The sequence below is a fragment of the Blautia wexlerae genome (assembly GCF_013300825.1).
GTDB classification, from domain to species: domain Bacteria; phylum Bacillota; class Clostridia; order Lachnospirales; family Lachnospiraceae; genus Blautia_A; species Blautia_A wexlerae_B.
In genome coordinates, this window is the sequence record NZ_JAAIMY010000003.1 from 127,139 (window position 1) to 140,490 (window position 13,352).

11 protein-coding genes are annotated in these 13,352 nt (G+C 41.2%); 5 read left to right on the plus strand and 6 right to left on the minus strand.

The genetic code is table 11. The annotated features are described in order from the left end of the window. Positions 1 to 89 precede the first annotated feature (89 nt). The 5 genes from G4417_RS02915 to G4417_RS16845 all read right to left on the minus strand — a co-directional run bounded on the left by G4417_RS02915 (position 90) and on the right by G4417_RS16845 (position 4,324). Positions 90 to 1,529: a TrkH family potassium uptake protein gene (locus G4417_RS02915; protein WP_173682568.1), complete on the minus strand. Its 1,440-nt coding sequence runs from the start codon at positions 1,527 to 1,529 to the stop codon at positions 90 to 92. A 12-nt stretch (positions 1,530 to 1,541) separates the two neighbouring features. Further along, on the minus strand, positions 1,542 to 2,900 hold the full coding sequence (gene trkA / locus G4417_RS02920; RefSeq protein WP_173682569.1) for a Trk system potassium transporter TrkA: 1,359 nt from the start codon (positions 2,898 to 2,900) through the stop codon (positions 1,542 to 1,544). A 195-nt stretch (positions 2,901 to 3,095) separates the two neighbouring features. Then, positions 3,096 to 3,725, minus strand: coding sequence for a manganese catalase family protein (locus G4417_RS02925; protein WP_173682570.1), 630 nt, complete (start codon positions 3,723 to 3,725; stop codon positions 3,096 to 3,098). 3 nt (positions 3,726 to 3,728) lie between these two features. Continuing rightward, the gene (locus G4417_RS02930) at positions 3,729 to 4,004 is read right to left on the minus strand and encodes a spore coat protein CotJB (protein ID WP_173682571.1); all 276 of its coding nucleotides are present in this window, start codon (positions 4,002 to 4,004) and stop codon (positions 3,729 to 3,731) included. Beyond that, the gene (locus G4417_RS16845) at positions 4,001 to 4,324 is read right to left on the minus strand and encodes a spore coat associated protein CotJA (RefSeq protein ID WP_243872053.1); all 324 of its coding nucleotides are present in this window, start codon (positions 4,322 to 4,324) and stop codon (positions 4,001 to 4,003) included. Before G4417_RS16845 ends, G4417_RS02930 begins: the two co-directional genes overlap by 4 nt. Before the next feature lie 180 nt (positions 4,325 to 4,504). Between G4417_RS16845 and G4417_RS02940 the strand changes: the two genes are divergently transcribed. Next, positions 4,505 to 5,305, plus strand: a complete 801-nt coding sequence (locus tag G4417_RS02940; protein ID WP_173682572.1) for an MBL fold metallo-hydrolase — start codon at positions 4,505 to 4,507, stop codon at positions 5,303 to 5,305. A gap of 60 nt (positions 5,306 to 5,365) precedes the next feature. Here the strand turns inward: G4417_RS02940 and G4417_RS02945 are convergent, their stop codons facing one another. Beyond that, complete coding sequence (locus G4417_RS02945; protein WP_173682573.1) at positions 5,366 to 6,025, minus strand: TetR/AcrR family transcriptional regulator; 660 nt, start codon at positions 6,023 to 6,025, stop codon at positions 5,366 to 5,368. Positions 6,026 to 6,292: 267 nt separating this feature from the next. Here G4417_RS02945 and G4417_RS02950 point away from each other — a divergent pair, with 267 nt between their 5' ends. From G4417_RS02950 to acpP, 4 genes are all read left to right on the plus strand, one after another. After that, positions 6,293 to 8,383, plus strand: coding sequence for an efflux RND transporter permease subunit (locus G4417_RS02950; RefSeq protein ID WP_173682574.1), 2,091 nt, complete (start codon positions 6,293 to 6,295; stop codon positions 8,381 to 8,383). Positions 8,384 to 8,442: 59 nt separating this feature from the next. Further along, positions 8,443 to 11,457, plus strand: coding sequence for a hypothetical protein (locus tag G4417_RS02955; protein ID WP_173682575.1), 3,015 nt, complete (start codon positions 8,443 to 8,445; stop codon positions 11,455 to 11,457). Positions 11,458 to 11,586: 129 nt separating this feature from the next. Beyond that, entirely contained in the window at positions 11,587 to 12,783 is a 1,197-nt protein-coding gene (locus G4417_RS02960) for an FtsW/RodA/SpoVE family cell cycle protein (protein WP_173682576.1), read from the plus strand. Positions 12,784 to 13,033: 250 nt separating this feature from the next. Beyond that, the gene (acpP, locus tag G4417_RS02965) at positions 13,034 to 13,267 is read left to right on the plus strand and encodes an acyl carrier protein (RefSeq protein WP_008704123.1); all 234 of its coding nucleotides are present in this window, start codon (positions 13,034 to 13,036) and stop codon (positions 13,265 to 13,267) included. The last annotated feature ends 85 nt before the right edge of the window (positions 13,268 to 13,352 follow it).

Sequence of the window (13,352 nt, forward strand, 5' to 3'; positions counted from 1 at the left end):
TCATCTTTCTGATACATATTATATCCAACAAATGTGAATAAAATATGAATATGGTGTAAAAAAATAAAATTTGTTTTACCAAAATATTTTTAAAATTTCTTCCATGTATCTCTTACGAACAATATCAGCAGAGGGAAGATCTCCAGACGTCCTGCTAGCATATCAAAAGTAAGGATAAGCTTTGAAAACCAGGAGAACATGCCGAAGTTTCCGGTAGGTCCTACCAGTTCCAGACCAGGTCCGATATTATTAAAGGTTGCCGCAACCGCCGTAAAGTTCGTGGTCAGATCGAAATCATCAAAGGCAATCAGCAGTATGGATGATGCAAAAATCAGCACATATACAATGAAGAAAATATTTGTGGAACGAACAACTTCATGTGGGATGGCTTTGCCATCCATTTTTATTTTCTTTACTGCATTTGGATGCAGGAAAATATGAAGTTCCTTGCGGACTGTCTTGCACAGAATCAGGATTCTGGACACTTTAATGCCACCACCTGTACTTCCGGCACATGCACCGATAAACATCAGAAGTACCAGAATGGTTCGCGAGATTTCCGGCCAGGCATTAAAATCTGTTGTTGCATAGCCGGTAGTTGTGATAATGGAACCAACCTGGAATGCTGCCTGTTGAAAAGCTTTGGCCGCACTTCCGAAAATATGGTAAATATTGCAGGTGATGATAAGAATTGCAATACCGATGATCCCAAAATAATATCGCACTTCTTCCATTTTGAAAGCCTGGGCAAATTTCTTTGTAATGATAAAAAAGTAAGCATTAAAGTTAACACCAAATAAAATCATAAACACAGTAATGACAACCTGCAGGTAAGTACTATAGCTGGTCATGCTGTCATTTTTGATACCAAATCCTCCGGTACCTGCTGTTCCGAATGCTGTACATATGGAATCAAACAGTGGCATACCGCCAATCAGAAGAAGGAAAATCTGTATTACTGTCATTACAAAGTAAATAGAATACAGAATTTTTGCAGTCGACTGTACTTTTGGTGCAAGTTTGCTTACAGATGGTCCGGGACTTTCTGCCTTCATCAGATTCATATGATAACCGCCGGTAAGTGGAAGGAGGGAGAGGATAAAGACCAGAACACCCATTCCACCAATCCAGTGCGTAAAACTTCGCCATATCAGCATACAGTGAGGAAGTGCTTCCACATTGCTGAGAATACTGGCTCCTGTTGTAGTAAAACCGGATACAGTTTCAAATAATGCATCAACGGGATTCGGAATGCTCCGGCTGATCACAAAGGGAATTGCACCCATAATACTCAGAACAATCCAGCTTAATGCTACAGTTACGAAACCTTCTTTTGTGTAGAATGCCTTTCTTGTCGGTTTTTTCCTGGTGAGGGGAAGTCCGATGACCAGGCATAAAGCAATCGTGATCAGAAAAGCTACACCAGAAGTTTCCTGATAGATCAGTGCTGTAATTGCGGGCAGGGTCATAAATATAGCTTCAATTTTCAGAATCATTCCGATGATATAGCTAATAATGGAATAGTTCATAATACGGCTCCTTTATTTTTCCAGAATATCCGTGATATCGCGAAGACCCTTCTGAGAGGTTACTATGATAACAGTATCTCCGACCTGAATGGTATCCTGTCCACGCGGAATCTTAACCTGGCCATTTCGGTTCAGGTAACCTACAAGAAGATTTTTCTTCAGGTTCAGTTCAGATAATGGAATGCCTGTTACCGGCGAATTTTCGCGGATGGCAAATTCCAGAGCTTCTGCCTGATTATCCAGAATATGATAAAGGGTTTCGATATTGCTGCCGATACTGTTCTGCATGGCACGTACATACTGCAGGATATAATCGGCTGTGATATATTTCGGATAAATGACGCTTCCGATATCAAGATTGTCAATGACATCATCAAAGGCAAGGCGATTTACCTTAGCTACCAGTTTTGCATTGGAAACTGTTTTGGCAAAAAGCGAAAGGAAGACATTTTCTTCATCCATGTTTGTAAGTGATACGAAAGCCTCCGTGCGTGAAAGCCCTTCTTCCATAAGAAGAGAACGGTTAGTGCCGTCTCCATTAATAATAATTGCTTCCGGGAGGAGATCACTTAAGGTTTCACAGCGGGATTCATTCTGTTCGATGATTTTAACAGAGATGTTCATGTCAAGCAAAGCTTTTGTAAGGTAATAGGAAATAGTTCCGCCACCGACTATAATAGCATTTTTTACCTGATTGGTTTTCAGACCGATCTTTTTGAAAAAAGCTGCCGCATTTACCGGTGAAGCAAGAATAGAAACCATATCTCCGTCATGGATGACCTGATTACCACCGGGAATAGATACGTGATCCCGGCTTTCTACTGCGCAGAACAGAACGTCGCATTTCAAAGTTTCCGTAATGCGTGAGATCGTCATGCCATCCAGATTAAATTCAGGAAGTACCCGGAATTTCAGCATTTCAACACGACCACGTGCGAAGGTATCAATCTTGATAGCTGAAGGGAAACGTAAAAGACGGGAGATTTCCTGTGCAGCCGCGAGCTCTGGGTTAATGATCATAGTAACACCCAGACGTTTCTTGATGAAGCTGATCTCGTTTGCGTAGATAGGGTTGCGGACACGTGCGATTGTCTGGCAGTGGCCTGTTTTTTGCGCAATCAGGCAGCAAAGGAGGTTCATTTCATCAGAACCGGTTACAGCAATCAGGATATCCGCATTTTCAATGCCTGCCTCCATCAAAATGTTGATACTTGCACCATTTCCTACGATACCCATGGCATCAATATCATCCTGAAGAGAAGTGATTACGCTGGAAGAAACGTCTATAAGGGTAATATCGGATTCTTCTTCCTGAAGCTGTTCTGCCAGAGTACGCCCAACTTTACCGCACCCAACAATAATTATCTGCATAATTCCTCCAATAAGGGGGCTGCCACATAATATTAATGTGAAACAGCCCCTTTTATATCATATTTTTTGTTTGTAATTGTTCTGTATTTTTACAATTACTTTTGTGGCTATTAAGCTAAGAATACTATAGCACTGCCAGATATATTTGTAAAGCAAATATGAAATTTCTGTGATTTTTCATCATTGTGGAGGGTGTTATTTATTGCCGTTGCATGATGCAGTGCATGGATTATCAAATCCCGGTGTAAAGGCATAGAAGTTTTTGGCATCCAGTTCTTCCTGAATGGACCGGAGAGCTTCCCCGAATCTCTGGAAATGAACTACTTCTCTTGCACGGAGGAATTTAATAGGATCTGCAATTTCCGGTATATCGCGGACTACTCTGAGGATGTTGTCATAGGTAGAACGGGCTTTCTGTTCAGCAGCGAGGTCCTCAAACAGATCAGTGATCGGATCACCTTTACTCTGAAACTCACATGCATTAAATGGTACACCACCTGCTGCCTGTGGCCAGACGCCAACTGTGTGATCAATATAATACGGTCCGAATCCGGATTTTTCAATTTCCTCCATGGAAAGATCCCGGGTAAGCTGATGCACAATGGTGGATACCATTTCCAGATGACTGAGTTCTTCTGTTCCAATGTCATTGAGCAGAGCGGAAGTCGTCCGGTTTGGCATAATAAAACGCTGGGAAAGATAACGCAGAGAAGCACCAATCTCACCATCCGGGCCACCGTACTGACTCATGATATACTGTGCGATCTTTGCATTGGGCTGTGTGATATTAATTGGATATTGAAGCCTTTTTTCATAATTCCACATATGTTATCTGCACACTCCTTCCTTTTCCCATGGGAATGGCTGTTCCATCCATTTCCAGATGGATTCTTCAGTCTGATCTGTAATGTCAATGATCAGAGGACCATATGCATCGGCATATTCTTTTAACAGTTTTTTTCGTTCCTGTACAAGTTCGCGGCAGTAAGTCAGAGCCTTTTCATCACAGGGATGTGTGTCGAGATACAGAATCATATCATTGACTGCGAAACTGACCTGATCGATGCGGTTTAATAATTGTTTTTGGGAGCAATTTGTTTTCATCTTCTAATACCTCTCTTTCCACAAAATGGTTTGCACAATTGTGGGAAAATGGTTCCTGCGTTTAATGCATACTGCAGTGGAAAATTCTCCGTAAACTTCTGACAGGGAACATATGCCATTGCAGGTTCCAGATACTGAAGATACGAGAACATCTCATTACTTTTTTTTCTGGCACCCGGCATAGTACAGTTACAGTCTGCTGTATTTCTGCTGGAGCATTCGGAACTGTTCATATTTCTATTTGAAGGCTGAGACATGTTCATACCGCAGGTTCGGTTATAGGGGCGGCTTCCGGAACATCCCATCCGATAATTTTCCATATATAATTCCTTTCACTGAAAACTGTTTACGTTATATTTTATGTCATGTTTATAAAATCGTGACCATTCTGTCAGCCGACAGATTTCATTTTATTCTCCAATATGCTATTATATATGGGAAATATTTGCTGCCTGCGAAGCAGTCAGCAGCCAAAAAAGAGCCAGGAGGTACACATAAAGATGAAACTTACAATACTGGGAACCGGAAATGCGAAGGTGACGAAATGCTATAATACCTGTTTTGCGTTAAATGAAGACAAAGAATATTTCATGATAGACGGTGGCGGCGGAAGCACAATTCTGAAGCAACTGGAGGATGCAGGAATCAACTGGAAGGATATCAGCACCATATTTGTAACACATAAGCATATTGACCACCTGCTTGGAATCATATGGATGCTTCGTATGTATTGTCAGGGAATGGCACGAGGTCAGTTTGACGGTGAAGTGACAATCTATGGACATGACGAAGTGATCAGTCTGCTGAAACAGATGGCAAATATGCTTCTCACACCAAAGGAAACGAAATTTATCGGAGAAAAGGTTCGTCTGGAAGAAGTAAAGGACGGAGAAGAAAGAATAATCCTGGGACACAGGGTGACATTCTTTGACATTCTGTCTACAAAGGCGAAGCAGTTCGGATTCTGTATGGAGTATGCAGAAGGAAAGAAGCTGACCTGCTGTGGAGACGAACCATATAATGAATGTGAACAGAAATATGCCCAAAACAGTACCTGGCTTCTTCATGAAGCATTCTGTCTGTTCTCTCAGGCAGATAAATTCAAACCATATGAGAAGCATCATTCTACTGTAAAGGATGCCTGTGAGCTGGCACAAAAACTGGAAGCAGAGAATCTGATCCTGTATCATACAGAGGATAAAAATATATCCAGACGAAAGGAACTCTACACAGAAGAAGGCAGACAGTATTATAAAGGAAATCTCTGGATCCCTGATGATCTGGAAACCTACAAATTATAAAAAGACAAACCTCTGGGATACAGAATGAAAAATCCGTGTCCCGGAGGTTTGCCATAGTAATTATGCTGTATGGTCCACATGTGTTCTGGTATCGGAAGAAAAAACTTCACATGTAGTATGATCCTGTGAAAAAGTTTCCATAATTCCTGAAATAGTCCTGTGCAGATAAGGACGGTATTCAGCCAGAGATACAGGCTGCTGATACAGAATGCAACTGTAGCAGGTGGAACCTACCAGTTCAATGATCGTAAAGAGCATCAGTTCCGGATTTTTGTAATGAAGTCCGTTCTGGGCAAGCATATCCAGATAGGACTGATAAAAGTTGTATTCATCATCTGGCATTTTTTCTTCGAATGCACCCTTAAAGACTCCCCAGGCAAGATTCTTTGAAATAAACAGCAGGAGAGTACGGTCTTTATTCAGCTCGGTAAGAATGTAATCTACAATAAAATGCACCTGCTGGTCAAATTCTGTAATATGTTCATTCTGCACAGCTTCGTGTGCGTGGAAAAACAATTCCCCGGTCTTGTGGGACACCAGTTTATTCCGGATATCATATTTATCTTTAAAATAGAGATAAAAAGTTCCCTTGGCAACCCCGGCCTGGTTTACAATATCTGAAATTGTAGTTTTGGTAAGCCCCTTTGTTGTAAAAAGCTCAAAAGCAGTGTTGAACAGAGCATCTTTTTTCTTCTTCTTATTCAACTCCAGTTTTCCCATTACAGATTCATTCCCTCCTGTATCGTATATATAACAGTTTTTAGTAACTGTATCGTATATTCACGATAATTGTTAATTACTATTTTAAACAAAAATGACTGAAAGTCAATATTACATTTTTATTCTAAAAAAATTTAGGCAAATTGTGAAGAATGATTATTGACTGACAGTCAGTTTTGGTATATAACATTGCATGAAATAAAAAATGACTGTTAGTCATAGAATGATTAAACAGTATCAATAACAAAGAAAGAAGAGGAGAAAAAGATGATTAAGGTAGGAAAGTGGATTGCAAAACACAAAATACTGATCATTATCATCGGAATTGCATTGCTGATTCCATCATATCTCGGTATGGCGGCCACCAGGATCAACTACGATGTACTGAGCTATCTGCCGGATACCCTTGAGACAGTTGAGGGACAGGACATTATGGTAGATCAGTTTGGAATGGGAGCCTTCTCCATGATAGTAGTGGAGGATATGGAACTAAAGGATGTAGCTGCTTTGAAAGAGAAAATTGAAGCAGTTGACCATGTGAAGAAAGTATTGTGGTATGACAGTGTCCTGGATGTTTCCGTTCCTGTAGAAATGCTTCCAAAGGATTTAAGAGAGGCCTTTTTTAACGGAGATGCAACCATGATGATTGCGTTGTTTGATAATACAACGTCGTCAGAAACTTCTATGGAGGCTGTAACACAGATTCGTAAGATTACTTCAAAAAACTGTTTTGTCAGTGGAATGACAGGTATTGTTACAGATATCAAACAGATCGCACTTAAGGAAATGCCAATCTATGTTGTGATTGCTTCCTGCCTTTCTTTGGTAGTACTTCTCCTTGCAATGGATTCCCTGGTAGTCCCGATTCTGTTTTTGCTCTGCATCGGTGTAGCGGTTTTATATAACCTGGGAAGTAATATCTTCCTTGGTCAGATTTCCTACATTACGCAGGCTCTGACAGCAGTTCTTCAGCTTGGTGTTACCATGGACTATTCCATTTTCCTGCTGAACAGCTATGAAGAGAATAAGAAGCGTTTTGAGGGTGATAAAGAGAGAGCCATGGCACATGCCATCAATGCAACCTTCAAATCTGTAATCGGAAGTTCTATTACAACAGTAGCCGGATTTATTGCACTTTGTTTTATGACCTTTTCACTTGGACGTGATATGGGTATCGTAATGGCCAAGGGAGTTGTGATCGGTGTTCTGTGTTGTGTTACTTTGCTTCCTGCTCTGGTGCTTACCTTTGACAAAGCCATTGAAAAAACAACACATAAGCCACTGCTTCCAAGCTTTGATAAGGCGTCTGCTTTTATTACCAAGCATTATAAAATATGGCTGATCATTTTCCTGGTAATGCTTTTCCCGGCAATTCATGGAAATAACAATCTGAAGAATTACTACAATATTGATAAGTCGCTTCCTTCCACATTGGACAGCAATGTGGCAAATGCGAAACTTCAGGAAACCTTTAATATGAATAACGTTCATATGGTTTTATTAAAGAAAGGCCTGACATCAAAAGAAAAAACAGAAATGCTTGCCCAGATCAAAGATGTTGATGGTGTAAAATGGGCACTTGGAATGGATTCTTTTGTAGGTGCGGCATTCCCGGATACCATGATTCCCGGTAATCTGAAGAAGATGCTGGAAAGTGATGAATACGAAATGGAATTTATCTGTTCCAAATATAAAACAGCCACAGATGAGGTGAATAATCAGATTGATGAAATCCAGAAGATTGTAAAAGGATACAGTCCGGATTCTATGGTGATCGGTGAAGCGCCTCTGACCAAGGATCTTCAGGATGTTACAGATGTGGATTTAAAGACAGTAAATACTATTTCCATCCTGGCAATTTTCATTATAATCCTGGTCGTATTTAAATCCATTTCTCTGCCGTTTATACTGGTTGCGGTCATTGAGTTCGCGATTTTTGTCAATATGTCTGTTCCATATTATCAGGGAAAAGAAGTTGTATTCGTAGCAAGTATTGTCATCGGCTGTATCCAGCTGGGAGCTACTGTTGACTATGCGATTCTGATGACTAGCAGATACCAGAAAGAGCGTGGACTTGGAAAAAGTAAAAAAGAATCTATTGCCATTGCACATAAGACTTCCATGAAGTCTATTGTAATCAGTGGATGCAGTTTCTTTGCTGCAACCTTCGGAGTCGGTCTTTATACACAGGTAGATATGATCGGAAGTATTACAAATCTGCTTTCACGTGGAGCAGTAATCAGTACATTGGTAGTATTATTTATACTTCCGGCAATGTTTATGATATTTGACCCGCTTATCTGCCATACATCCATTGGATTTGCCAAAAAGAAAACGACAGAAAAAAAGAAACAGTGATTCAGGGTTTTCAAAAAAGAAGCTTATTGTGAAGAGATAGAATAAAGGAGTAGGTTATTATGAACAGAAACAGAAAGAAAGCAGCTGCAGCGACGCTTGCAGCAGGAATGGCTGTAGTTCTCGGAGCAGGTACCGTAATGGCGGCTGCTTCAGCAGGTGATAATGAAGTGCAGAAAGAAGAAACCGTTTATGTAAACACAACTGCCGAAGGAGAAGTAACAGATGTTACAGTATCTGACTGGCTGAAGAATTCCGGGGACAGTTCCAATTCTGAGGTAAAAGATGCTTCTGACCTTCAGGATATCAAAAACGTAAAAGGTGATGAAACATTTACTCAGAATGGAGATGATCTGACCTGGAGTACTGATGGAAAGGATATTTATTATCAGGGAAAAACCCAAAAAGATATTCCTGTTTCTGTGGGAATTAAATATTATCTGGATGGAACAGAAGTGTCTCCGGAAGCACTGGCAGGAAAGACCGGACATCTCAAAATGGAAGTGACTTACACAAATACTTCCAAAACAACAAAAACAGTGAATGGAAAAACATCAGATATCTATTCCCCGTTTGTAATGGTAACAGGAATGATCCTTTCCACAGATAATTTCTCCAACATAACAGTGGATAATGGTAAAGTTATTTCAGACGGAAGCAGAAATGTTGTTGTAGGATTCGGTATGCCGGGAATGAAGGAAAGTCTGAATATGTCTTCTGATATTGCGGACAAAGTGGATATTCCGGAAGGCTTTACCGTAGAGGCGGATGTAACAGACTGTGAGATGAGTTCTTCATTTACTGTAGCACTGACAGATATTTTAAAGGATATTAATCTGGATGATGTGGATGGACTGGATGATTTGAAAGATTCCATGAAAGATCTGACCGATGCGGCAGTAAAACTGGTAGACGGAACCAAAGACCTTTATGATGGAACTAACAAACTGAATGATAAATATAAAGAATTCTACGATGGAATCGGAACTCTGAAAAGTGGTGTCAGTGATCTGAACAGCGGAGCAAAGAAGCTGGATGACGGAGCAAAGGAATTAAACAGCGGAGCACAGACTCTGAATACCGGAGCACAGAGCTTAAACAGTGGTGTTTCTTCTTATACATCAGGAGCAGATACGCTTTCTGCGGGAATCATGCAATATACTTCCGGGGTAAACACACTGAACAGCAAAATGGATGAATATGAAGCTGGAATGAAAACTCTTTCCGAGGGTGTAAATGCATATGTTGCAGGAGGTAATCAGCTTGCAGGCGGAGTACAGAGCTATGTAAACGGAACCACCACTCTGACAGATGGCATGAAACAATATATTGCAGGTGTCAATCAGCTTGCAGGTGGTGTGAGTCAGTATGCAGGTGGTATTAAGAGTCTGGTAGATGGAATCGGTCAGATTGTTCCTGGAATTGATACTGCCGTAACCGGAATTCAGACTGCTGTAGATAAAATGACGGCTCTTTCTTCTAAGATTGATGCAGATCAGATCGCTGATTTCAGTAAAAATATGACAGCTTATACAACCGGCGTTTCTGATTATACTTCTGCAGTAAATCAGTATATTGAGAGTGTAGAACAGCTTGCAACAGGACTGGGTCAACTTCAGAGTGCACTTGAAAATATGGGAACTGCTACAGCCTCTGAAGTAGAAGAAAGCGCAGGCGCAATGTCCGGCCAGTTAAGTGAAAGTGCAGAGACAATGAACAGTCAGGCAGATGCAATTGAATCCTGGATCAGTGATTCTTCCGGGGCTTCCGTAGATGCGTCTTCTGTAGAGGCAGGAGTTGCAGCAGTCAGCAGTCAGCTGGAAGCAGCCGAATCTGCTCTGTACAGTATTGATACCAGCAATATGGATGAAGAAACAGCAGCTGCCGTACAGGCTGCAATCAGTGGGGCATTAGGTTCAATCCAGGCTGCTGAGGGCAGTGCATCCGGCATTGATACATCTACTATTACCACTTCGGCACCTGACACATCCGCATTGCAGGCGGCAGCAGACAGTCTGAGAGCATCTGCATCCAGCGCAAAAGCAACAGCGGATGCACAGGAAGAGGCAGTGAACAGCAGTGTTGAACAGATGAAACAGCAGTTACAGGCATTAAGCCAGGGAATGCAGACAGTACAGGAAACTGTATCACAGTTAAATGCAGGAGCGAAAGAGCTTACTTCAAATGACGGTACTTTAAAAGCCAGCGGAACCCAGCTTGCTCAGTCAGGAACCCAGATTGCCACAGCCGTAAGTCAGATGAGCGCATTGTTTGACGGACTTGGCCAGCAGCTTCCGGAAATGTTACAGGGAATCAGTCAGCTGAAAGCAGGATCTGATCAGTTGACAACAGCAAATAAATCTCTCCAGAGCGGATATGAAAGCCTTGCCAAGGCAAGTACAGAACAGATGATTTCCGGTGCGGATACACTGCTTGATTCCGGAAAGACACTGACAGATGGAATTGCACAGCTTCAGGGCGAGAATAACTCCAATGCACAGACACTGTTAAAGGGAGCCAAAACTCTTAAGAGTGCAAGAAAGAGCCTGACCAGCGGTATGTCACAGATTAGTTCTGCAACAGGTCAGATCACAAGTGGTGTGGAAACCCTTGCATCCAACAGCGGAGCACTGTACAGCGGAGCCAGTCAGCTTTCTTCAAACAGTTCTACATTAAACAGCGGGGCATCCAAACTGGCATCCGGAACACAGACACTTGCAACAGGAGCACAGACTCTGGCATCCGGAACCGGAAGTCTGGTTTCCGGAACACAGACATTAATGGATGGAGCAGATAAGCTTTCAGACGGCAGTGACCAGCTTAAAGATGGCATCAGTGATCTGAATGACGGAGCAAAAGAACTGAACAAAGGACAGGAGAAATTTTATAAAGAGGGAATCAAAAAACTGGATGATACAGTAAACGGAGATCTTCAGGACATTCTTGACAGGCTTGAAGCACTTCAGTCAGATGATGTAACTTATACAACATTTACAGATAAATCCGGTGATATGGATGGAAATGTTAAGTTTATCTTTGAATCAGATCCAATTGAAATCAACGATGATGAGAAATAACGGTAACTATTCAGCAATTATGGGGCAGATGCAATCAGGCAACTGCCCCATTGCTTATGAAAAAACTTTCTGCTATAATAGGAGGGTCAGATGGGAATTTTAGAAAACAGGAAAGCATCAGGTGATTAAATGGAAAATACAAGATCACGAAAACAGTCGCATCCCACAGCATCTTCCCAAAGCAGGACACGCCGAAGGGCAAAAGCAGATTATTATGATTACAGTCTGGTAGCAGTCATTGTACTGCTGACTTGTTTTGGTCTTATCATGTTGTACAGCACAAGCTCCTATACAGCTCAGATAAATTATGGGAGCGATATGTATTTCTTTAAAAAACAGACAATCATCAGTATTGCATGTATCATTATGGCACTGATTATTTCAAAAATTAATTATCGGATATTGAATCGTTTTGCTACAGCCTTGTATGTGGCAGCACTGGTGTTGATGGCATTGGTTAAAACACCACTTGGACAGTCTTCCCATGGTGCCCAGCGGTGGCTGAATCTTGGACCGGTTCAGTTTCAGCCGGCAGAGCTTGCCAAAATAGCGGTTATTGTCTGTCTTCCGTATATGATCGTGCATATGGGAAAGAAAGTCCGTACTCTGAAGGGGTGTATGGTTCTGGCTCTTATGGGAGGCGGCCTTGCATTGGCTGCGTATGTATTTACGGACAATCTGAGTACAGCGATCATTATTTTCTGCATTACTGCAGGATTGATTTTTGTAGCTCATCCGGATCTTAAGATTTTTGTTATTCTTGCAGGTGTTGGAATTGCGTTAATAATAATGGGGATTGTTTTTCTGAATGCGACTGCAAGTGTTGACGGAAGTGGAAGCTTCCGACTGAGACGAATCATGGTGTGGCTTCATCCGGAAGAATATGCGGACAGCTGGGGATATCAGACCATACAGGCATTATATGCCATCGGCTCAGGAGGACTTTTTGGCAGAGGTCTTGGAAACAGTATTCAGAAGCTGGGAAGTGTACCAGAGGCGCAGAATGATATGATCTTTTCGATTATCTGTGAAGAACTGGGGATTTTTGGCGGACTTATTGTGGTGATGCTTTATGCATATCTGTTATACAGGCTGTTTGTTATTGCACAAAATGCTCCGGATATGTTTGGATCACTGATGGTCAGTGGAATCTTCATTCATATAGCATTGCAGGTTATTCTTAATATTGCGGTTGTTGTAAATCTTATGCCCAATACAGGTGTAACCTTGCCGTTTATCAGTTATGGAGGTACATCAATCGTATTCCTTATGGCAGAGATGGGGCTTGCGCTGAGTGTGGCAAGACAGATTAAGTTTGAGGAATAAAAAATGTAATAAAATAGTGCTTGACAAACAGAATAGAAGAATATATACTTTGAACATCAAAGTAATCAATCCCGATAAAACCAAATCTGAAACAATGAGACTTCTTTACTGGTCTGACGGATGATAAGGTTGAAAATAAGAAAAAGCAAAAAAGACAACCTGCTTAACAGAAATAATAAAAAACAAGTGATAACCGGACAGGAAAACAGAGAACGCTTCCGGAACTTGGATTAAAGGAGAAAAGAAAATTATGTTAGAAAAAATGAGTGAAATGATTGCAGAACAGTTAAATTGTGACGCAGCAGGAATTACTGCTGAAACTTCTTTCAAGGATGACCTTGGAGCAGATTCCCTTGACCTGTTTGAACTGGTTATGGCTCTGGAAGATGAATATAACATCGAAATCCCGGCTGAAGATCTTACAGATTTAACAACAGTTGGAGCTGTTATGGATTATCTGAAAAATAAAGGCGTAGAGGCTTAATCATATAGAAATGACAAATAACTCCTTGGAGTCAGAGATGGCTTCGGGGAGAATTTTTTGATATTATAATTTGAATATCAAAATA

What these genes read in the sequence shown, in the direction of transcription:
- G4417_RS02915 (WP_173682568.1), bottom strand. Translation starts at nt 1,529, where the DNA reads ATGAACTATTCCATTATTAGCTATATCATCGGAATGATTCTGAAAATT.
- trkA (WP_173682569.1), bottom strand. Translation starts at nt 2,900, where the DNA reads ATGCAGATAATTATTGTTGGGTGCGGTAAAGTTGGGCGTACTCTGGCA.
- G4417_RS02925 (WP_173682570.1), bottom strand. Translation starts at nt 3,725, where the DNA reads ATGTGGAATTATGAAAAAAGGCTTCAATATCCAATTAATATCACACAG.
- G4417_RS02930 (WP_173682571.1), bottom strand. Translation starts at nt 4,004, where the DNA reads ATGAAAACAAATTGCTCCCAAAAACAATTATTAAACCGCATCGATCAG.
- G4417_RS16845 (WP_243872053.1), bottom strand. Translation starts at nt 4,324, where the DNA reads ATGGAAAATTATCGGATGGGATGTTCCGGAAGCCGCCCCTATAACCGA.
- G4417_RS02940 (WP_173682572.1), top strand. Translation starts at nt 4,505, where the DNA reads ATGAAACTTACAATACTGGGAACCGGAAATGCGAAGGTGACGAAATGC.
- G4417_RS02945 (WP_173682573.1), bottom strand. Translation starts at nt 6,025, where the DNA reads ATGGGAAAACTGGAGTTGAATAAGAAGAAGAAAAAAGATGCTCTGTTC.
- G4417_RS02950 (WP_173682574.1), top strand. Translation starts at nt 6,293, where the DNA reads ATGATTAAGGTAGGAAAGTGGATTGCAAAACACAAAATACTGATCATT.
- G4417_RS02955 (WP_173682575.1), top strand. Translation starts at nt 8,443, where the DNA reads ATGAACAGAAACAGAAAGAAAGCAGCTGCAGCGACGCTTGCAGCAGGA.
- G4417_RS02960 (WP_173682576.1), top strand. Translation starts at nt 11,587, where the DNA reads ATGGAAAATACAAGATCACGAAAACAGTCGCATCCCACAGCATCTTCC.
- acpP (WP_008704123.1), top strand. Translation starts at nt 13,034, where the DNA reads ATGTTAGAAAAAATGAGTGAAATGATTGCAGAACAGTTAAATTGTGAC.